This is a genomic window from Micromonospora sp. NPDC005707 (genome assembly GCF_040631005.1).
GTDB lineage: Bacteria > Actinomycetota > Actinomycetes > Mycobacteriales > Micromonosporaceae > Micromonospora.
The window spans coordinates 206,780-225,628 of sequence record NZ_JBEXYR010000004.1 but is presented as its reverse complement, the minus strand read 5'-3'; the positions used below and the strand labels follow the sequence as shown (position 1 = coordinate 225,628).

The 18,849-nt window shown below is 73.6% G+C and carries 20 protein-coding genes and 1 riboswitch; of the genes, 7 read left to right on the top strand and 13 right to left on the bottom strand.

All coding sequences use genetic code 11. The features are described 5' to 3' along the window. Positions 1 to 6: 6 nt before the first annotated feature. The gene (locus ABZ452_RS08885; protein WP_357940486.1) at positions 7 to 642 is read left to right on the top strand and encodes a dihydrofolate reductase family protein; all 636 of its coding nucleotides are present in this window, start codon (positions 7 to 9) and stop codon (positions 640 to 642) included. Positions 643 to 895: 253 nt separating this feature from the next. Here the strand turns inward: ABZ452_RS08885 and ABZ452_RS08880 are convergent, their stop codons facing one another. The 4 genes from ABZ452_RS08880 to ABZ452_RS08865 all read right to left on the bottom strand — a co-directional run bounded on the left by ABZ452_RS08880 (position 896) and on the right by ABZ452_RS08865 (position 4,634). Beyond that, complete coding sequence (locus ABZ452_RS08880; RefSeq protein WP_091260889.1) at positions 896 to 1,069, bottom strand: CsbD family protein; 174 nt, start codon at positions 1,067 to 1,069, stop codon at positions 896 to 898. 73 nt (positions 1,070 to 1,142) lie between these two features. Continuing rightward, positions 1,143 to 3,395 (bottom strand): heavy metal translocating P-type ATPase, encoded by a 2,253-nt coding sequence (locus ABZ452_RS08875; RefSeq protein ID WP_357940484.1) that lies wholly within the window; start codon positions 3,393 to 3,395, stop codon positions 1,143 to 1,145. 14 nt (positions 3,396 to 3,409) lie between these two features. Continuing rightward, positions 3,410 to 4,390 carry a hypothetical protein gene (locus tag ABZ452_RS08870; RefSeq protein WP_357940482.1) on the bottom strand — a complete coding sequence of 327 codons (981 nt, stop codon included), beginning with the start codon at positions 4,388 to 4,390 and terminating at the stop codon, positions 3,410 to 3,412. A 34-nt stretch (positions 4,391 to 4,424) separates the two neighbouring features. Continuing rightward, complete coding sequence (locus ABZ452_RS08865) at positions 4,425 to 4,634, bottom strand: cation transporter (RefSeq protein WP_091314797.1); 210 nt, start codon at positions 4,632 to 4,634, stop codon at positions 4,425 to 4,427. 104 nt (positions 4,635 to 4,738) lie between these two features. Between ABZ452_RS08865 and ABZ452_RS08860 the strand changes: the two genes are divergently transcribed. From ABZ452_RS08860 to ABZ452_RS08850, 3 genes are all read left to right on the top strand, one after another. After that, on the top strand, positions 4,739 to 5,038 hold the full coding sequence (locus tag ABZ452_RS08860; protein ID WP_046568942.1) for a metal-sensitive transcriptional regulator: 300 nt from the start codon (positions 4,739 to 4,741) through the stop codon (positions 5,036 to 5,038). Positions 5,039 to 5,185: 147 nt separating this feature from the next. Further along, the gene (locus ABZ452_RS08855) at positions 5,186 to 5,398 is read left to right on the top strand and encodes an SHOCT domain-containing protein (RefSeq protein WP_357940480.1); all 213 of its coding nucleotides are present in this window, start codon (positions 5,186 to 5,188) and stop codon (positions 5,396 to 5,398) included. A 238-nt stretch (positions 5,399 to 5,636) separates the two neighbouring features. After that, positions 5,637 to 5,768: riboswitch (cyclic di-AMP (ydaO/yuaA leader) on the top strand. 3 nt (positions 5,769 to 5,771) lie between these two features. Continuing rightward, a complete protein-coding gene (locus ABZ452_RS08850) occupies positions 5,772 to 6,791 on the top strand; it encodes a hypothetical protein (RefSeq protein WP_357940478.1) in 1,020 nt (339 codons plus the stop codon). Positions 6,792 to 6,859: 68 nt separating this feature from the next. Here the strand turns inward: ABZ452_RS08850 and ABZ452_RS08845 are convergent, their stop codons facing one another. Continuing rightward, positions 6,860 to 7,519, bottom strand: a complete 660-nt coding sequence (locus ABZ452_RS08845) for a carbonic anhydrase (protein ID WP_357940476.1) — start codon at positions 7,517 to 7,519, stop codon at positions 6,860 to 6,862. A 194-nt stretch (positions 7,520 to 7,713) separates the two neighbouring features. On the opposite strand from ABZ452_RS08845, the gene ABZ452_RS08840 reads away from it, so the two are divergent. Continuing rightward, on the top strand, positions 7,714 to 8,055 hold the full coding sequence (locus tag ABZ452_RS08840) for a helix-turn-helix domain-containing protein (RefSeq protein WP_357940474.1): 342 nt from the start codon (positions 7,714 to 7,716) through the stop codon (positions 8,053 to 8,055). A 58-nt stretch (positions 8,056 to 8,113) separates the two neighbouring features. Beyond that, positions 8,114 to 9,352 carry a type VII secretion-associated serine protease mycosin gene (gene mycP, locus ABZ452_RS08835; RefSeq protein WP_357940472.1) on the top strand — a complete coding sequence of 413 codons (1,239 nt, stop codon included), beginning with the start codon at positions 8,114 to 8,116 and terminating at the stop codon, positions 9,350 to 9,352. Between the two features lie 151 nt (positions 9,353 to 9,503). On the opposite strand, the gene ABZ452_RS08830 is transcribed toward mycP, so the two are convergent. From ABZ452_RS08830 to eccCa, 7 genes are all read right to left on the bottom strand, one after another. After that, complete coding sequence (locus ABZ452_RS08830; protein ID WP_355057391.1) at positions 9,504 to 9,782, bottom strand: WXG100 family type VII secretion target; 279 nt, start codon at positions 9,780 to 9,782, stop codon at positions 9,504 to 9,506. A 28-nt stretch (positions 9,783 to 9,810) separates the two neighbouring features. Beyond that, positions 9,811 to 10,119 (bottom strand): WXG100 family type VII secretion target, encoded by a 309-nt coding sequence (locus tag ABZ452_RS08825; protein ID WP_151462501.1) that lies wholly within the window; start codon positions 10,117 to 10,119, stop codon positions 9,811 to 9,813. A 202-nt stretch (positions 10,120 to 10,321) separates the two neighbouring features. After that, the gene (locus ABZ452_RS08820; protein WP_357940470.1) at positions 10,322 to 10,582 is read right to left on the bottom strand and encodes a hypothetical protein; all 261 of its coding nucleotides are present in this window, start codon (positions 10,580 to 10,582) and stop codon (positions 10,322 to 10,324) included. Positions 10,583 to 10,601: 19 nt separating this feature from the next. Continuing rightward, complete coding sequence (locus tag ABZ452_RS08815) at positions 10,602 to 11,327, bottom strand: hypothetical protein (RefSeq protein WP_204341671.1); 726 nt, start codon at positions 11,325 to 11,327, stop codon at positions 10,602 to 10,604. A gap of 28 nt (positions 11,328 to 11,355) precedes the next feature. Beyond that, positions 11,356 to 11,649: a hypothetical protein gene (locus ABZ452_RS08810; RefSeq protein ID WP_357940467.1), complete on the bottom strand. Its 294-nt coding sequence runs from the start codon at positions 11,647 to 11,649 to the stop codon at positions 11,356 to 11,358. Positions 11,650 to 11,665: 16 nt separating this feature from the next. Then, positions 11,666 to 12,085, bottom strand: a complete 420-nt coding sequence (locus tag ABZ452_RS08805) for a YbaB/EbfC family nucleoid-associated protein (RefSeq protein ID WP_357940465.1) — start codon at positions 12,083 to 12,085, stop codon at positions 11,666 to 11,668. A gap of 69 nt (positions 12,086 to 12,154) precedes the next feature. Next, entirely contained in the window at positions 12,155 to 16,120 is a 3,966-nt protein-coding gene (eccCa, locus tag ABZ452_RS08800; RefSeq protein ID WP_357940463.1) for a type VII secretion protein EccCa, read from the bottom strand. Positions 16,121 to 16,291: 171 nt separating this feature from the next. Here eccCa and eccD point away from each other — a divergent pair, with 171 nt between their 5' ends. After that, the gene (gene eccD, locus ABZ452_RS08795; protein ID WP_357940461.1) at positions 16,292 to 17,689 is read left to right on the top strand and encodes a type VII secretion integral membrane protein EccD; all 1,398 of its coding nucleotides are present in this window, start codon (positions 16,292 to 16,294) and stop codon (positions 17,687 to 17,689) included. Here the strand turns inward: eccD and ABZ452_RS08790 are convergent. Further along, positions 17,673 to 18,845: a type VII secretion protein EccE gene (locus tag ABZ452_RS08790; protein WP_357940459.1), complete on the bottom strand. Its 1,173-nt coding sequence runs from the start codon at positions 18,843 to 18,845 to the stop codon at positions 17,673 to 17,675. The genes eccD and ABZ452_RS08790 overlap by 17 nt on opposite strands. Positions 18,846 to 18,849 lie beyond the last annotated feature (4 nt).

Genomic DNA, 18,849 nt, shown 5'->3' with positions numbered 1-18,849 from the left:
CCTCGTATGGGAGAGGTCACCAGTCAACTGTCGGTGTCGCTGGACGGGTACGTCGCGGCGCCGGGGCAGAGCCGCCAGGACCCGCTCGGCCGGGGCGGCCTGCGGCTGCACGAGTGGTTGTTCGCCAGCGAGAGCTGGCGCGGGCAGCACGGGCTGGCCGGCGGGGAGCGCAACGTCGACGCCGCGCTGGTCGACGAGATGATCGCCGGAGTCGGCGCGTACGTGATGGGGCGCCGCATGTTCGGCGGCGGCGAGGGCGCCTGGGACCCGGACTGGACCGGCTGGTGGGGCGACGACCCGCCGTGGCGGGTCCCGGTCTTCGTGCTGACGCACCACCCGCGCGAGTCGCTGACGATGCGGGGCGGGACGGAGTTCCACTTCGTCACCGACGGCATCGAGGCGGCGCTGGCCCGGGCCCGCGCCGCGGCCGGCGACCTCGACGTGGCCGTGGCGGGCGGAGGCAGCGCGGTGCGGCAGTATCTCGCCGCCGGCCTGCTCGACTCAATCTGGCTGCACGTCGTGCCGATCGTGCTGGGCGGCGGCACGCCCCTCTTCGACGGCCCGCTGGACGTGCCCCTGGAACCGGTGCGGGTCGTGGCGGCCCCCACTGTGACGCACATCCGCTACCGGGTGCGCCGCTGACCCGTCGGCGTCAGAACAGCCGGCCCCGGTACGGGTGGGGCCGGCCCCACCGCTCCTCCCACTGCACGAGTTCGGCCTGCCAGACGGGAAGGTCGGGCCGGTACTCGCGGACGAGGTCGGGGTTGTCCGGGCGGCTCGCCAGGAACCGCCAGCGAGCGCAGCTCGCGACTCTGGACAGTTCGATGTGGAGCGTCTGCCACGCCGCGGGCCGGGCCGGCAAGGGGTTGCCGGCCCGGCCCGCGGACAGGGGTGGTCAGCTCTTGAAGGCGTCCTTGATCTTCTCGCCGGCCTGCTTGAGGTTGGCGGCCGCCTGGTCGTTGCGGCCCTCGGCCTCGAGGCGCTCGTCGTCGGTGGCCCGGCCGACGCCCTCCTTGACCTTGCCGGCGGTGTTCTCGGTCGCGTTGTCGATCTTGTCGTCGATGCCCATGAAAACCTCCACTCAGCAGCTTTCGGTGACGTCAGCGAAGTACCCCGACGGCCGCCCCGCGAATCCCCGGCCGTCAGGCGACCGGGCGGAAGCGCCGCAGCCGGAGGCTGTTCGCCACCACGAAGACCGACGAGAAGGCCATCGCCGCGCCGGCGATCATCGGGTTGAGCAGGCCCGCGGCGGCCAGCGGAAGGGCCGCCACGTTGTAGGCGAAGGCCCAGAACAGGTTGCCCTTGATGATCGCGAGGGTGCGCCGGGAGAGCCGGATGGCGTCGACGGCGGCCGTCAGGTCGCCCCGCACCAGGGTCAGGTCGGACGCCTCGATGGCCACGTCCGTGCCGGTGCCCATGGCCAGCCCCAGGTCGGCCTGGGCCAGCGCGGCGGCGTCGTTGATCCCGTCGCCGACCATGGCCACGGTCCGCCCCTCGCCCTGGAGGCGCTCGACCACGGCCACCTTGTCGGCCGGCAGGACCTCGGCGATCACCTCGTCGATGCCCATCTCGGCGGCCACCGCCTTCGCCACGGTGGCGTTGTCGCCGGTGAGCAGCACCGGGGTGAGCCCCAGCTCGCGCAGCCGGGCGACGGCCGCCCCGCTGGTCGGTTTCACCACGTCGGCCACCGCGAGGACGCCACGGGCCCGGCCGTCCCAGCCGGCCAGGACCGCCGTCCGGCCGGCGGCCTCCGCGCCGGTCACCGCCCGCACGACCTCCTCGGGTACGTCGAGACCGCGCTCGCGCAGCAGCCGGAGCCGCCCGACCACCACGTCGCGGCCGTCGACCGTGCCGGTCACGCCGAGGCCCTCGACGTTGGCGAAGCCGGCCACCGCGGGCAGCGGTCCCGCCGCGGCGGCGCCGTCGGCCACGGCGCGGGCGATCGGGTGCTCGGAGGCCCGCTCCAGCGCGCCCGCGAGCCGGAGCAGCCCGGCGCGGTCCTCGCCCTCGGCAGGCAGCACGTCGACAAGCGTCATCTTCCCGGTCGTGACGGTGCCGGTCTTGTCCAGCACCACGGTGTCGACCTGGCGGGTGGATTCCAGCACCTCCGGCCCCTTGATCAGGATGCCGAGCTGAGCGCCCCGCCCGGTGCCGACCAGCAGCGCGGTCGGCGTGGCGAGCCCCAGCGCGCACGGGCAGGCGATGATCAGCACCGCCACGGCGGCGGTGAACGCGGCCGTCGTGCCACCCCCGGTGCCCAGCCACCAGCCCAGCGTGCCGGCAGCAAGGGCGATCACGATCGGCACGAAGACACCGGAGATCCGGTCGGCGAGCCGCTGCACGGCCGCCTTGCCGGTCTGCGCCTGCTCCACGAGCCTCGCCATCTGCGCGAGCTGGGTGTCGCCGCCGACCCGGGTGGCCCGGACGACGAGCCGGCCGCCGGCGTTGACGGTGGCGCCGGCCACGGTGTCGCCCGGCCCCACCTCGACCGGCACGGACTCGCCGGTGAGCATGCTGGCGTCGACCGCCGAGGTCCCCTCCTCGACCACGCCGTCGGTGGCGACCTTCTCACCCGGGCGCACCACGAACCGGTCGCCGACCACGAGCTGGTCGACCGGGATCCGGGTCTCCTGCCCGCCGCGCAGCACCGCCACGTCCTTGGCGCCCAGCTCCAGCAGGGCGCGCAGGGCGGCGCCCGCGGCCCGCTTGGACCGGGCCTCGAAGTAGCGGCCGGCGAGGATGAACACCGTCACCCCGGCCGCGGCCTCCAGGTAGATGTTGCCGGCGCCGTCGGTGCGGGTGATGTCGAAGCGGAACGGGTGCGTCATCCCGGGCATCCCGGCGTCGCCGAGGAAGAGGGCCCAGAGCGACCAGCCGAACGCGGCGAGGGTGCCGAGCGAGACCAGCGTGTCCATGGTCGCCGCGCCGTGCCGCAGGTTGATCCAGGCGGCCCGGTGGAACGGCAGGCCGCCGTAGACCACGACCGGGGCGGCCAGGGTCAGCGACAGCCACTGCCAGTAGTCGAACTGCCAGGCCGGCACCATGGCCAGCACGATCACCGGCACGGTCAGCACGACCGACACCCACAGCCGGGTACGCAGCCCGCGCAGCTCGTCCACCGGCTCGGCGGTCGCACCGTCGGCGACGTGCGCGGGCGGCGGCGGGACGACGGCCGTGTAGCCGGTCTTCTCCACGGTGGCGATCAGCTCGGCCGTGGTGACCTCGTCGGCGTACCGGACGGTGGCCTTCTCGGTGGCGTAGTTGACCGTGGCCTCGACACCGTCCATCCGGTTGAGCTTCTTCTCGATCCGGGCGGCGCAGGAGGCGCAGGTCATGCCGCCGATCGCGAGTTCGATCAGGTTCGGCGCGACCGGCAGGGACTTGGCGGTTGTCATCGCGGCACCTCCGGTCAACTGTGCCCGTGCCCCGGGGCGCCGTGGCCGGCGTCCGGGGTCGGTGCGGTCGTGGGGGCCTGCGCGGCGGGCGCCGGGGTGGCCTGGTCCCCGGCCAGCACGGTGAACTCCGCGGTGTGCACCGCGTCGCCGTGCCGGAAGTCCAGGTAGAGACGGTACGCGCCGGCCGAGGGCACCTCGGCGGCGAACGTCACCGCCGGCCCGGCCGGGGTCCGCCCGTCGCCGGGCGCGCCCTCCGGGTGCACGTGCAGGTACGCGAGGTCGCCCTGGCGCAGCGCCACCAGGTGCCCGTACGCCCCGAGGTAGGGCTGGAGGTCGGTGACGGGCCGGCCGTCCCTGCTGACGGCCAGGGTGAGCCGGCTGGTCCGGCCGGGCTGCGGGGCGCCGGCGAGGGTGACCGTGTAGCCGTCGACCGTGGTGCTGGTCACCGGCGCCGGGAGCGGCCGGTGTTCCAGCGCGCCGGGGACGGTGACGTCGACCCCGAGGGTGAGCGGCTCGCCGCCGGTCGGGGTGAAGTCGGCGAACGCCCGCCAGACGCCGGGCCCGGCGAGCGGCGAGGCGACCCGCCAGGTGCCGTCGGCGGCCAGTTCCGGGTGGACGTGCCGGAAGCCGGAGAGGTCGCGGCGGGCGACGATCAGGTGCATGCGCTTGTCGTGCGCCACGTCGTAGCGGGTGACGGGCCGGCCGTCGGGGCCGGTGATCCGGAAGGCGAACTCGCCCGTGGGGGCGGTCACGGGCTGGAGCGTGTAGCCGCGGTCGGAGACGAGCAGCCCGCCGGGCAGGTGGGCGGTGGCGGTGGCGGCGTGGCCCCCGTCACCGTGGTCGGTTCCGCCGGAGTCGTGGCCGGCGTCGGTGGCGTCGTGGCGGGTCTCGGCGGCCGGGGTGACGGGGCCGGCCAGGTGGCCGACCCCGTACGCCGTGCCGAACACCGCCGCGAGCCCGAGGGCGAAGCCGCTCAGCTTCGTCGCCGTGTTCATGGGGTACCTCGGTTCCTTCGGGTCCGCGGACCCGTCACGCCCCGACGAGGTCGTAACCGGCCTCGTCGACGGCGGCGCGGACGGTGTCCGTGTCCAACGGGCTCTCACTGGTGACGGTGACCCGGCCGGAGGCCAGGTCGACCTGGACGTCGGTGACGCCCGGCAGCGCGCTCACCTCGGTGCTGACCGAGTTGACGCAGTGCCCGCAGGTCATGCCCTGAACCTGGTACGTGGTGGTGACCATCGCGAATCTTCCCTTCCGCCGCTGTCGTTACCGTTACCCGGTGGGGGTATCGGCTACTGAGAGGACCGTACCATACCCCCGAGGGGTACGGTATCCTCGACGTCATGACCGCACCGACGACCCCGACCCGGGGCTACACCGCCAGCAAGGACCAGCTCCTCGCGCGGCTCCGCCGTATCGAGGGCCAGGTCCGCGGCATCGAGAAGATGGTCGAGGACGACCGCTACTGCATCGACGTGCTGACCCAGATCTCCGCCATCCAGGCCGCGCTGGACAAGGTCGGCCTCGGCCTGCTCGACGGGCACGCCCGGCACTGCATGCACGAGGGCGCCGCCGAGGGCCGTGCCGACGAGATGGCCACCGAGATGATGGCCGCCGTCGGCCGCCTCATGAAGCGCGGCTGACCGGGACGTTCGGCCCCCGCGTCGGGTCCATCGGCCCGGCGCGGCGAATCCCCCGCCGACGTACGTTCGAGGTGGCGACCGGGACCGGCGCCGGTGACGGCACCGGACCGGCCGACCCTCAGGACACCCGATCGGAGGGCGGCCGAGATGATGTGGAACGGCCCGATGATGGGCTGGATGTGGACCTGGTCGTTGCTGGGACTGCTGGTGCTGCTGGGACTGGTCTGGCTGGTGTTCCGGCTCACCGGATATCCCGCGGGGGCCCTGCCGTCCTCGGCCCGTCGCATCCTCGACGAGCGGTACGCCCGCGGGGAGATCGACGAGGAGGAGTACCGCCGCCGTCGCGCCGGCCTGGGCTGACCGGTTCGGCCACCGGGCCGGGCCTGCGAGGGCCCGCGCCGGCGGGCGGTCCGGCGGGCCGGGAGCACGGAGGCCGCATCGTGACACTCCGCAGCGTGACGGCGGATCTCAAACGCGATGCTGGTCACGCAGGGCGAGGACGAATTCTCGCTATTGGTCGGCTTCCGGACGTAGAACAGCGGTAGGACTCTCGGGTAACCTCGCTGCCGGTCACCGCCGAAGGCGCGCACCGGCGCCAGCGGTGCCGCCGCCCAATCGCCCGCGGGCGAACCGGGGAACCAGGTACATGGGGTGAATCCGCGCGAGCGGTAGGGACCACTTCCGTCCCGAACCCGTCAGCTAACCCGGTCGGCGGCCGACGGAAGGGAACACTGTGACGGCACCCCTGCGCCGCTGGCTCACCCCCGTGGTGGCCATGCTGGCCGCGCTCACCGTGCTGGTGGGTCCGACCCCGGCGACGGCCGCTCCGAGCACCCCCACTCCCTCGGGGCACTCCGAGGAAGAGGACGACCCCCTCATCACCGAGGCCATCGACGCCGCCAACCGGGCCTACCTTCAGGCCAAGTCGAAGCTGGACAAGTCGCGCAAGCGCCAGCTCCAGCTCGCCCTGGAGGTGAAGGCGGCACAGAGCGAACTCGACGCGCTGAGCCCGCAGGTGGCCCAGATCGCCGCGCAGTCCTACCGGACCGGCCGGATCGGCGCCATGGCCATGCTGATGGAGAGCAACACCCCGGACTCGTTCGTCCGGCGGGCGGCCGCCCTGGACGAGCTGAACCTGCTGAACTCGCAGAAGCTCGCCGCCATCAACGCCGCAAAGACCCGCGCCGAGCAGGCCAAGATCGCGCTCGACGTCGAGGTGCGCGAGCAGGAGAAGCAGAAGAACGCGATGGCCCGCGAGAAGGCCGAGACGGAGAAGGCGCTGAAGCTGGTCGGCGGGATCGGCTTCACCGGCGGCCTGGTCTCGGCCACCTCGCCGGTCGCCCGGATCGGCCCGGGCCGCACCTCCGACGGCGACTGGAAGCCGGAGTCGTGCAGCGAGAACGACCCGACCACGTCGGGCTGTGTCACCCCGCGCACCCTGCACGCGTACAAGGAGGTCAAGCGGGCCGGCTTCAACCGCTTCGTGGGCTGCCACCGGAACGGCGGGCCGTTCGAGCACCCGAAGGGCCGGGCCTGCGACTGGTCGCTGCAGAAGAGCGGCTTCTCCTCGTGGCGCACCAAGGACCAGCGGATGTACGGCAACAACGTCGCCGCCTTCCTCATCCGCAACGCCGACCGGCTGGGCATCTACTACGTGATCTGGAACCGGCAGATCTGGTTCCCGGCCACCGGCTGGAAGTCCTACAGCGGGCCCTCCGACCACACCGACCACGTGCACATGTCGCTGCTCTGACGGCGTACGCCGAAAGGGGCCGGCCCGCGATGCGCGGGCCGGCCCCTTCGACGTTGTCGGGCGGTGGGTCAGCCGGCGAGCGCCGGGTCCACGGGCGCGGCCGGGGCCGGCACCGGGGCGGCGGCCGGGGCCTGCGCCACCGTGCGCACCTCGCCGGCGCTGAGCCGGTACGACAGGCCGACCACCATGCAGCGCCCGGCGGCCACCGCGTCGGCGAGGACGGTGGACCGGGCCAGCAGCGCCTCCACGGTCTGCGCGATGTGGACGTCGACGATCCCGTCGAGGTCCTCGACGCCCTCCCGGCCGGCCCGGAGCAGGCTGGGCGCGACGGCGTCCACCACCGCGCCGAGATGCCCGGACGGCGACGTGCCGGTGCGGACCGCCTCGCGGGCGGCCTGGACGGCGCCGCACGAGTCGTGGCCGAGCACCACCACGAGCGGGGTGCCCAGCACGGTCACCGCGTATTCGACGCTGCCGAGCACCTCGGGGCCGGCGGTGTGGCCGGCGGTGCGGACCACGAAGAGATCACCGAGGCCCCGGTCGAAGATGATCTCGGCGGCGAGCCGGGAGTCGGAGCAGCCGACGATCACGGCGAACGGGTGCTGGCCGTCGGCGACCACCGTCCGGTGCCCGGCGTCCTGATTCGGATGGCGCGGTACGCCGGTGACGAACCGGTGGTTACCGGCGTAGAGCTCGGCGAGCGCCTGCTCGGGAGTGGTCGGCGACACTGGTCCTCACCTCGTCCTCGCGCGAAAACGCCCTGGTCAGCCGGCTGGCGACGGAGGCGGCCTCGGCACCCACGGTCACATGCAGCCAAAGGTACGTCAAGATTTACGTGATACGCATTTCATACGTTGCGCGGACCTTGACGGCGGCCCCGGGCAGCCGCCTCGACAGGACCGGGAAACGCGGGACCCATACGATGACCATCATGGCGACGACACCGGGTGCGAGAGGCAGCGGCCGGAACTGGACCTTCCTCACCAACCACGGGCACGTGCTTTTGGCCATCGCCCGCAATCCCACCGCCCGGCTCCGGGACGTGGCCGACGAGGTGGGGGTCACCGAACGGGCCGCCCAGGCGATCGTCGCCGACCTGGAAGCCGGTGGCTACCTCCGACGCACCCGGGTGGGCCGGCGCAACGAGTACACGATCAACGCGGCCGGGCACTTCCGGCACCCGGCCGAGGCCGACCAGCAGGTGGGTGCCCTGCTCGCCCTCTTCACCGCCGAGCCGCTGGCGGAGCCGGCCGCCGAGAGCTGACCGCGCCTCGCGTACGCCCGTCACCGCACGGACGGCGCGGCGACGGTAATCTCACCGCGTGCGCGACAGCTTGCGGCCGGACGGGACGACGGAGCGCGTCCGGACCGGACACCGGATCCGATCCGTCCTCTCCGGGGCGGCGGTCGCCGCCCTGCTCGGCGGAGTCCTGGCGGTGCCCGCGCCCGCCGTGGCGGCCCCGAAGTGCGGCCCGCCCGGCGGCCCCGCCCCGACCGAGGCGCCCTGGGCGCTCAACCGGCTCGACCCGGCCGCGGCCTGGCGGGTCACCAAGGGGCAGGGTGTCACCGTCGCCGTCATCGACTCCGGCGTCTCCCCCACCCACCCGCTGCTGCGCGGCCGGGTGCTCCCCGGGGAGGACTTCAACCACCTGGTCAAGCTCGGCGGCCAGTGCGACCTGGTCGGCCACGGCACCCTGATCGCGGGCATCATCGCCGGCCGGGAGGGCACCGGCACGCCGTACACCGGGATCGCGCCGGAGGCCAAGATCCTGCCGGTCCGTGTGCTGGCCGACAACCAGAAGGCCTTCGACGAGTCGATCCCCGCCGAGATCGGCAAGGCCATCAGGTGGGCGGCCGACCACGGCGCCGACGTGATCAATCTCTCCCTGGTGACGCTCGACGACCCGGCGCTGCGGCAGGCCGTCGACTACGCGCTCGGCAAGAACGTGATCCTGGTGGCCGCCGCCGGCAACCGGCAGGAGAACCAGCAGGACCAGCCGGCGTACCCGGCCTCGTATCCAGGGGTCATCGCGGTCGCCGGGGTGGACGAGAGCGGCGGGCACGTCGGCAGCTCGGTCACCGGCGACTATGTGGACATCGCGGCGCCCGGGCTGAACATCGTCGGCCCGGCCCCGCAGGGCCCCGGCTACCGGGCCGAGCCGCAGGGCGGCACCAGCTTCGCCACCGGCTACGTCTCCGGCGTCGCCGCGCTGGTGCGCGCCGCGCACCCGGACCTCAGCCCGAAGGACGTGGCGTTCCGGCTCACCCGCACCGCCGACAACCCGCCCGACGGGCACAACGCGCTGGTCGGCTACGGGGTGGTCAACCCGTACCGGGCGGTGACCAGCCTGCTGGGCACCCGCAGCGACCCGCCGCTGGGTGCGATGCCGGCGCCCGCGCCCCACGACGATCCGCTGGCCTGGCAGCGCACCGTGGCGATCTGGGCCGCCGTGATCGGCGCGGTGCTGGCCGGAGCCCTGCTGGCGCTGCGGCCGATCCTCGTGCGGGGCCGCCGGCGCGGCTGGCGGCCCGGCCGCCGGAGCGCGCCGCAGGACGCCTGAACGGCTGCGTCCGCTCGGCGCCGGGCCGAAGCCCGGACCTGCCGGCCGCGTCCGGTCGACGCCGGGCCGGAGCCCGGACCTTGGGCCCGGAAAAGCACCACGGCCCCGACCCCGGCGTGAGCCGGAGCGGAGCCGCAGCGGATCGGTCGGGTCAGCCCCAGACCTTCGAGTTGCTCATCTCGGTGGTCATGTAGTTCTCGCGCGCGATGCCCACCGCGCCGCCGATCTCGTTCAGGACCTTGTTGATGTCCCGCACGGCGGCGTCCCACTGAGCCTGGTGCTGCTCGTAGGCCACGCGGTCCTGGCCCTCCCACTCGAGCTTGCTCAGCATCGAGCGCAGCGTGTCCAGCTTCTCGTCGATGGTCCGCGAGATGGCCTGCATCTGCTGGTTGCTGCTCTCGAGGACAGCGTAGTCAACCTTGATGCTCATCGATTCCTCCTCTGCCTGTCTTCGCGGATCACGGGTTGAGAGCAGAGTGGAACTTGTCCAGCATCTGCTGCTGCTCTTCGTCGTTGACCTGGTGCGTCGTGCCGGACTTGTCAAGCAGGTCGGCGATGTTGTCCATCGCCGTCAGCAGCTTGTTCGTGTCCTCGTTCCAACGCAGCATCAGGTTCTGGAAACCCGTGGACGCGCCGCCCTTCCAGGCCATGGCCAGGTCGTCGACGACATTCCACAGCTTCTTGAGCTCACCGTCGACGTCGCTGCGCGTGGACCGCACGTCACTCGCGGCGGTGTGCAGGCTCGCTGCACTGACCTCGAACGCCATGCTTCACACCCTTCCGTCATCTCTGTGGCGGCGGATCCGCCGCGCCCTCCCCCGCGGCAAGGCGTACGCACCCCACCGACGGACACTTCAATCGAACCGTAGCGGACGACGTCCAATCCGCGCAGCCCTGCTTCCCCATGGCGCACAACGCCGTCCGGCGTCAGACCGTACGACGTGGACGGTCACGGGCGCCAGCCGCCGCTCAGGACGGTCGTCGATACGACCTCACGTGCATCACCACGCCGAAGACCAGCACCACCACCAGCAGCGCCACGAACAGCCAGAGCACCGGCTTGTCGAGCGCCCGGTCGAGCAGCACCGGGATCAGCGCCGCGACCCCGGTGAGCAACACCACTTCGGCGGCCCGCTTCGCCCAGGCGGCGCGGGACAGCTGGGCGACCAGCGCCAGCCCGAGAAACACCGGCACGGTCACCAGGAAGTACACGAAGAGCGCCAAGGTCACCGCGGACCCCCTTCCCCCGTCACTGGTAGAACTTGGAGTCCTGCACCCAGTCGATCTTGATGTCCTTGATGTCCGGGTCCTGACCGGTGGCCGCCCAGCCGGGCCGGGAGTCCGACACGAAGGCGAACCTGTCGTTGCCCTGGAAGCCGGCCATGACGGCAGAGAAGACCGCACTGATGTCACCGAAGACCAGCGCCAGGATCGCGGCGCTCGCCACCATCCCGGCCACGCCGATCGCCTCGGCGATGGGCGCGGTCGGCGGGAACGCCTGGAGGGCCACCGACGCGATCACCGCGATGAGGATCGGGATGAGCGCGTCGACCAGCGCGTTCACCGCGTCGTTGAAGGCGTCCCGGGCGGAGGTCAGGGTGTCCTTGTTGGCGTTGAACGCCTCGGCCAGCGAGTTGATCTCGGCCCCGAGCTTGCGGAGGAAGAGGTCGAACGCGTCCCGGTCGTCGAAGTCCCACTCGGCGTCCGACGGCGGGACCTGCTCCAGCGCCGCGCCGAACTGGTCGCCGCCGAGCAGCCGCGCCGCGTCGCCCCACTCCTTGATGGACTTGTTGACCTCGTCGTTGTCGAACGTCTCCAGGTAGGCGATGGCGGCGCCCAGCGCCCCGGCGAACACCAGCCACATCCAGTTGGCCCGGGCCGCCGGCAGCAGGCCGCGCACCGGCGCCGTCGCGGCGGCGACCGTGTGCGTGCCGGTCACCGTCCCGGCCGCGTTGGCGATCAGGATCTCCGACATCAGCTGCTCTCCCCGTCCACCCGGCCGGTCACTTGACCACCCAGGGCTGGTCCGACTTCTCCCAGTTCTTGGCGGTCTGCTCGAGCTGCTCGGCCGCCTTGTGCAGGTGCTCGATGCCCGTCTTGACGTTCTTGAGGTGACCGTCCACCGAGGCGTTGTGCGCCTGCACGGTCGCGCCGCCGAAGAGGGTCAGCGCGCCGTCCGGCAGCTTCACGCTCTCCAGCAGCGACTGCACGTTGCGCAGGTACTGGATCGGGCCGTCCGGAGCGTCGAGCTTCTTGCTCGCCTTGCGGATCGCGTCGACGTCGACCTTGTTCGCCACCGCGTCTCCTCCCTGGTCAGCGGCGCAGGCCGCGGGTCGGGTCGGTCAGGTCCACCCCGAACTGGCGGAACCAGTCCTCCGGGGTGAGGTTGCCCGCCTGCGCCCGACGGACCAGGTCCGAGCCGCCGAGCATCTCGGTCATCAGCTCCTGCTGCCGCTCGGCGAACGCCGCGTACGCCGCGTCGATCGCGGCCTGGAGCGACTCGGCCAGGGTGAAGCTGTCCAGCCGCATGGCCCGGGCGTTGACGTCGATGCCACCGACCTTCATGTCACCGTCGACCGTCACCTTGACCAGGCCGTCCGGGCTCTCCCCGGTCACCCGCAGTTCGGCCCGCTGCTGCTGGAACTCCGCCAGCCGGCGCTGCTGCTCCTGCGCCTGGCGCAGCAGGCTCTCCACGGCGCCACCCGCGCCGCCGTAACCCCACGAGGTGCTCACGACTGTCCTCTCCTCAGATCGACGGTCGGGCCGACGCTACCGGACCCGGTCATCCGACGTCCGCCCCCGTCAGGCGGGCTCCGTCCAGGCGGTCTGGATGAGCTGCTGGCCGTCCCGCCGGCGCACCAGGGTGCCCCGGCCCGGCGGTTGCGGGCTCGGCCGCAGGTTGCCGAAGACGGCACCCTCCTCGCGGCTGCCGGACATCAGCAGGCCCGGCGAGTCCAGCTCGCGCAGGCGTTGCAGCACCGGCTCGTAGAGGGCGCGGGCCACACCACCCACCCGGCGGGTGATGATCAGGTGCAGGCCGATGTCCCGCGCCTGCGGCAGCAGCTCGTGCAGGGCGCTGAGCGGGTTGTTGCCGCCGGACGCGACCAGGTCGTAGTCGTCCACCAGGATGTAGAGCTCCGGGCCCTTCCACCAGCTCCGGTCGCGCAGCTGCGCGGTGGTCACGTCCGGCCCCGGCAGCCGGTTCTGCAGGGCGCTGCGGATCGAACCGAGGCCCTGGCTGAAGACCTGGTTGGACGGCGCGTAGTCGAGCAGGTGGTCGCCCTCCACGGCACCGAGCAGGCCGCGCCGGTAGTCGGCGATGACCAGCCGGGCCTGGGCCGGGGTGTACCGCTCGGCGATGCCCCGGGCGATCAGCCGCAGCAGGTTGGTCTTGCCGCACTCGGCGTCGCCGAACACGGTCAGGTGCGGCTCGCTCGTCAGGTCCAGGTGGACCGGGGCGAGCGCCGACTCGTTGACGCCGATCGGGATGCCCGGTGCCGACCGGTCGATCACCTTCGCCAGCTCGGCGACCGTCAGCTTGCGCGGCAGCAGCCGTACCTTCGGCGCCGGGCGGCCCGGCCAGTTGGCCGCGACGTGCCCGGCCAGGGCGACCGACGCCTCAGTCAGGTCCTCGATGTCGCGCTTGCCGTCGATCCGCGAGATGCCGGTGAGGAAGTGCAGCTTGTCGCGGGTCAGGCCGCGACCGGGCGTGCCGCCCGGCACGTTCTGCGCGGCCCGCCGGTCGATCTCCGACTCCGCCGGGTCGCCGAGCCGCAGCTCCAGCTTCGTGCCGAGCAGGTCCCGCATGTTGATCCGGATCTCCGCCCACCGCACGGCGGTGACCACCACGTGTACGCCGAAACCGAGCCCGCGGTTGGCCAGGTTGGTGATGGTCTGCTCCAGCTCCTCGTACTCCTGGCGCAGCGTGTTCCAGCCGTCGACCACGAGGAAGACGTCGCCGAACGGGTCGTCGGCGAACTCACCGGCCGCCCGCCGCCGGCGGTAGCTGGCCACCGAGTCGATGCCGTGCTGGGTGAACCGGTTCTCCCGCTCGTCGATGACGGCGACCACCTCGGCCACGGTCCGGCGGACCGCCTCGACGTCGCGCCGCCCGGCCACCCCGGCGGTGTGCGGCAGCCCGTCCAGGCTGCGCAGCGCGCCACCGCCGAAGTCGAGGCAGAAGAACTGCACCTCGCGCGGGGTGTGGGTGAGCGCCAGCGAGGCGAGCATCGTGCGCAGCATGGTGCTCTTGCCGCTCAGCGAGGCGCCGACGATCACCACGTTGCCGCCGGCACCGGACAGGTCCACCATCATCGGGTCTCGGCGCTGCTCGTACGGGCGGTCGACGATGCCGACCGGCACGGTGAGGCGGCCCCGCCCCGGCCAGTTCGCGGTGGTCAGGCCGAACGTCGGGTGCACGCTCAGCGGCGGCAGCAGCTCGGCCAGGCCCGACGGCTCGGCCAGCGGCGGCAGCCAGACCTGGTGCGCCGGGCGGCCCTGCCCCTTGAGGCGGTCGATCAGCACGTCCAGCATCGCCACGGCCTTGCCGTCGCCGGTCTGCTCCGGCTCGGGCGCGGTCTCGGCCGGGCTCGGCAGGGCCGGCGCCGGCACGTAGTCGATGCCGTACGGGACGATCCGGCGCTGCACCTGCGCCCGGACCGAGCGCTGCACCTGCCCCGGCGCGCGGTACGGGCCCGAGACGTAGGCGGCGCGGAACCGGAGCATGGTGGCGGTGTCGGTCTTCAGGTAGCCGTGACCGGGCGCGCTCGGCAGCTCGTACGCGTCCGGCACGCCGAGCACGATCCGGCTCTCCACCGCCGAGAAGGTGCGCAGGCCGATCCGGTACGACAGGTGGGTGTCGAGGCCGCGCAGCTTGCCCTCCTCCAGCCGCTGGGAGGCCAGCAGCAGGTGGACGCCGAGCGACCGGCCGAGCCGGCCGATCATCACGAAGAGGTCGATGAAGTCGGGCTTCGCGGCGAGCAGCTCGGAGAACTCGTCACAGATGATGAGCAGGCTGGGCATCGGCTCCAGCGGCTCGCCCGCGGCCCGGGCCTTCTCGTAGTCGTAGCGCGAGACGTAGTTGCCGGCCGCCCGCAGCACCTCCTGGCGGCGGTTCATCTCGCCGGCCAGCGCGTCCCGCATCCGGTCGACCAGCGGCAGCTCGTCGGACAGGTTGGTGATGACCGCGCTGGTGTGCGGCAGCGCGTCCAGCGAGGCGAAGGTGGCGCCGCCCTTGAAGTCGACCAGGACGAAGTTGAGCTCCTCCGACGAGTGGGTCACGGCCAGCGCCCCGACGACCGTACGCAGGAGCTCGCTCTTGCCGGAACCGGTCGCGCCGATGACCAGGCCGTGCGGGCCCATGCCCTCGTGCGCGGACTCCTTGAAGTCCAGCTCGACCACGTTGCCGTCCGGTCCGACGCCGAGCGGGATGCGCAGCCGGTCCCGGTGGCTGCGCGGCCGCCAGGTCTGCTGGGTGTCCACGGTGGCCGCGTCGCCGATGCCGAGCAGGTCCGGCAGCTCCATGCTGCGGGCCAGCGGCTCCTCGGTGCTGGCGCCCTGCTGCTGGGAGAGCCGGTAGGGGGCGATCTGCCGGGCCAGCCCCTCGGCCGCCGCCATGGTGAGCCGGTCCGGCCGGCCCAGCCGGGAGGTGGCCGTGCCGCGGACCAGGTCGAGCCCGCTGCCGTTGCCGGTGTCCAGGCAGAGCAGCCAGCGGCCCGCGTCGCGGGGCACCGTGCCGGAGAGGTCGATCACCGTGGCGCCGAGCAGGCCCGGACCCATCAGCGCGCAGGTCGACGACACCTCGCCGCCGTCGAGCACCACCACGAGGTGCGGCGCCGTGGTGAGCGGCTTCGCCTCCGGGGCGAACCGGGGCCTCCCGCCCAGCTCGTTGGCGAGCGCCGCCTCCGCCTCGGCCAGGCTGGCGAAGACCATCCGGCGGGCGCCCGCCGCGTCCGTACGCCCCGGGTGCTGGGCGTGCGGCAACCACTTCACCCAGTCCCACACCGGCTGCCGGTCCGGCGCGGCCACCACGGCCACCAGGAGGTCGTCCGGCGCGTGGAAGGTGACCAGCTGGCCCAGCGCGGCCCGGGCCAGGTCGAGCACCGGCTCCCGGTCGCCGCGCAGCGCGATCCGGCTGAACGCGCGCAGCGACAGCGCGGTGGGCAGGTCCGGCACGCTGGAGTGGGCCCGCACGAACCGGCGCAGCGCGATAGCGCTCATCGGCTCCAGGTCCTCCACCGGCTTGGTCTCCGGCGGCACGATCTCCACGGCCAACCGCTGCGGGCCGAGCGCGATCCGCACCTCGCCGAAGTCGTCCTCGGTGATCCGCCGCTCCCACAGCCGGCGCGAGGCGGCGACCGACCAGAGCGCGTCCGGCTCCGGGTGCCGCCACGTCATCGCGGCGCGCTGCTGCTCCGCGGCGCGCCGGGTGCGCTTGCGCATCTGGGCCAGGTAGCGCATGTAGTCGCGCCGCTGGGCGTTCAGCTCGGCCTTGTCGTTGCCGCCGTTGCCGAGCGTGCCGACCGCCATGCCCAGCATCGACACGCCGAACAGGCCGCCGGCCACGTACGTCATCATGCCGCCGCCGCGGCCGGCGTAGAGGAAGGCCATCGCGCCGACGCCACAGAGCATCGGCAGGATCATCAGCACCTGACCCATGCCCTTGGCCTGCGGCTCCGGCAGCTCGGGCGGGGACTCCAGCAGCACCTCCCCGCGCGGCAGCGCGGGCCCCGGTTGACGCGGAAGCCGGCGGAACACCACCGTGCTCACGGCTGTCTCCTCCCCAGAAGCGGCCCTGCTCGTCATCGGCCGACGCACCCGAGTCGTCGGGTGGGCAACCTGTGCGACCGCCATCGTAGGTAATCTCCCGGAGGCGCCGTGGACCCACGGGGGCGGCGCGGGCGGCCGAGGTGGATCGTAGGCGAGCACGAGGAGGCCACTGTGGCGACGAAAACGGCGACCGGCGGACTGAGCCGGATCACCATCGTGGCGCCGCGGACCAGGATGGATCTGGCGTTGCCGTCCGACGTGCCGCTGGCCGACCTGCTGCCGACGCTGCTGCGTTACGCCGGCGAGGATCTCGCCGACGAGGGCGTACGGCACGGCGGCTGGAGCCTGTCCCGGCTCGGCGGGCAGCCGCTCGACGGCGGCCGCACCGCCGCGCAGCTCGGCGTCCGCGACGGCGAGGTGCTCTACTTCAACCCGCGCGCCGCCGCCGCGCCCGAGATCGTCTTCGACGACGTGGTGGACGCGGTCGCCACGTCGACCAACCAGCGGGCCGGCGCCTGGCAGGTCGGCACCACCCGGGCGTTCTCGGTGCTCCTCGCCGGGGCCGCGCTGGCGGCCGGCGCGGCGGCCACACTGTTCGCCGGGCCACCGCAGCTGCCCGGCGCGCTCGCCGCGCTGGTGGTGGCGGTCGCGCTGCTGGTCAGCGCCGCGGTGCTCTCCCGGGCGGCCGGTGACAGCCGGACCGGCGCCGTGCTGGCCATGGGCGGCCTCGGCTACGCCGCGATCGGCGGCCTGCTGGTCCTCGCCGGGGACCGGCCGCTCGCCGAGCTGGCCAGCCCCCACGTGCTGCTCGCCGCGACCGCGGTGGTGCTCTTCGGAGCGGTCGCCGCGCTGGCCGTCGGGGACCGGCTGCCGCTCTTCCTCGGCGCCGTCGGGGTGGGCGTGGCGGTCGGCTTCGGCGCGGCCCTCTGCCTGGCCTTCGACATGGGGGCGGCGGCCGCCGCCGCGGTGGTGGCGACGGTGGCGTTCGGCGCCCTGCCGGCGCTGCCCATGATCTCCTACCGGCTGGCCCGGCTGCCGGTGCCGTCGATCCCGACCGGCCCCGACGACCTGAAGAGCGACACCGAGTCGGTGGACGGCCCGCAGGTGCTGCGCAACAGCGAGCGCGCCGACGCGTTCCTCACCGGTCTGCTCTGGACGGTCTCGGTGCTGGTCCTCGGCGGCGAGGTGGTGCTCGCCGACAACGGCCGCCTGCCGGCGGTGCTGCTCTGCCTGGTGCTGGCCCTGCTGGCGCTGCTGCGGGCCCGCCCGTTCCTCGGTCGCGCCCAGCGCACCCCGGTGCTCCTCGCCGGCACCCTCGGCCTCGGGCTGGCCGCCGCGGCCACCTTCGGCGCCAACCCGCTCCCGGTCCGACTCGGGATGATCCTGGGTGGCCTGCTGGTGGTCGCCGTGATCAGCCTGATCTACGGGCTCACCGTGGCGGGCAAGCGGATCTCGCCGGTCTGGGGCCGCACCCTCGACATCGTCGAGATCCTGCTGATCGTCGCCCTGGTGCCGCTGGCCGTCTGGGTGTGCGGCCTCTACGGCTGGATCGTCAACCTTCGACCGTGACGGTGCCCATCGCGGTGCCCACCGGCGCCGTGGCGTAGACGGCCGGGCCGTGCTGCCCGTCCAGCGGGCGGGTCGGCACGCCCGAGCGGCGGGCCACGTCCCGGACCGCCTTCACCAGCGCCTCGGCGTGACCGTCCATGGCCGCCACCCGCAGCAGCGGCGGAAGCTGCCGACCGCCGGGGAGCACCACGGCCGCGACCGTGTGCGAGGGGGCGGAGGTGGCCGTCACCGCGTCCACCAGCGCGCCCAGCGAGCCGCCGGGACGGACCCGCAGCGCCAGGCAACGCTGGGTCCAGCCGCCGCCGCGCAGGCTGCTCCAGCTCTCCACCGGTGGCTCCGGGGCCAGGTCGAGCCCGGCGCCGGAGACCACCGCCGCGTGCAGCTCGTCCCGGCCGAGCACCCGGTGACCGAGGCCGGCGGCGTTGAGCGCCTTGCCGAGCCGGCCGACGCCGGCCGCGACCGTGCGGTGCACGCCGTGCATGCCGCCGCCCCGACTCACCGTCTCGGCGCGGGCGTCGGCGACCGACAGGCGCAGCGCCACCCAGACCGTGCGGTGCGCGGCCGGGGGCGCGCCCGGCGCCGGATACCAGACCAGGGTGTGCGAGACGACCTGCGTCTGGGTGACCGGCCCGCTGAAGTCGGCGAGCACCGCGAGCGCCCGGTCCACCAGCGCCGCCTCGATCGACCCGGCCGGGGTGCCGGGCCGGCCGGTCAGCGCGACGGCGGCGAACCAGCCCCGGTCGTCCTGGCCGATGCCGAGCCGGGTGCCGCGTTCGGTCAGCTCGACGACGGACAGCTCCGGGGCGAGCGCGGCCAACCGGGGGTCGCCGGCCGGCGCCGCACCCCGGGCCGCGTTCCGGCGGCGGCGCAGCCGGCGGCGGAGCGTCAGGTCCTCGTACCACCAGCGGCCGCCGCGCCGGGCGAAGGCGGCCACCACGGCCAGCAGCGCCAGCGCGGCGACGGCGGCGAGCAGCCAGGACGGACCGCCGGTGGCGAACCAGACGGCGAGAGCGGCGCACTCCAGCACCACGAGCTGGCCGACGACGACCGGGCCGAGCCGGCCGCGCCGGCGCCGGTCGGCCGGGGTGACCGGTCGGTCCGCCGGCACGGCGGAGGCGGTGGCCGTACGACCGGGTGGCGCCTGGACCTGGGTCATCGGT

Coding starts and splice junctions, on each gene's coding strand:
- ABZ452_RS08885 (WP_357940486.1), top strand. CDS start 7: ATGGGAGAGGTCACCAGTCAACTGTCGGTGTCGCTGGACGGGTACGTC.
- ABZ452_RS08880 (WP_091260889.1), bottom strand. CDS start 1,069: ATGGGCATCGACGACAAGATCGACAACGCGACCGAGAACACCGCCGGC.
- ABZ452_RS08875 (WP_357940484.1), bottom strand. CDS start 3,395: ATGACAACCGCCAAGTCCCTGCCGGTCGCGCCGAACCTGATCGAACTC.
- ABZ452_RS08870 (WP_357940482.1), bottom strand. CDS start 4,390: ATGAACACGGCGACGAAGCTGAGCGGCTTCGCCCTCGGGCTCGCGGCG.
- ABZ452_RS08865 (WP_091314797.1), bottom strand. CDS start 4,634: ATGGTCACCACCACGTACCAGGTTCAGGGCATGACCTGCGGGCACTGC.
- ABZ452_RS08860 (WP_046568942.1), top strand. CDS start 4,739: ATGACCGCACCGACGACCCCGACCCGGGGCTACACCGCCAGCAAGGAC.
- ABZ452_RS08855 (WP_357940480.1), top strand. CDS start 5,186: ATGATGTGGAACGGCCCGATGATGGGCTGGATGTGGACCTGGTCGTTG.
- ABZ452_RS08840 (WP_357940474.1), top strand. CDS start 7,714: ATGACCATCATGGCGACGACACCGGGTGCGAGAGGCAGCGGCCGGAAC.
- ABZ452_RS08830 (WP_355057391.1), bottom strand. CDS start 9,782: ATGAGCATCAAGGTTGACTACGCTGTCCTCGAGAGCAGCAACCAGCAG.
- ABZ452_RS08825 (WP_151462501.1), bottom strand. CDS start 10,119: ATGGCGTTCGAGGTCAGTGCAGCGAGCCTGCACACCGCCGCGAGTGAC.
- ABZ452_RS08815 (WP_204341671.1), bottom strand. CDS start 11,327: ATGTCGGAGATCCTGATCGCCAACGCGGCCGGGACGGTGACCGGCACG.
- ABZ452_RS08790 (WP_357940459.1), bottom strand. CDS start 18,845: ATGACCCAGGTCCAGGCGCCACCCGGTCGTACGGCCACCGCCTCCGCC.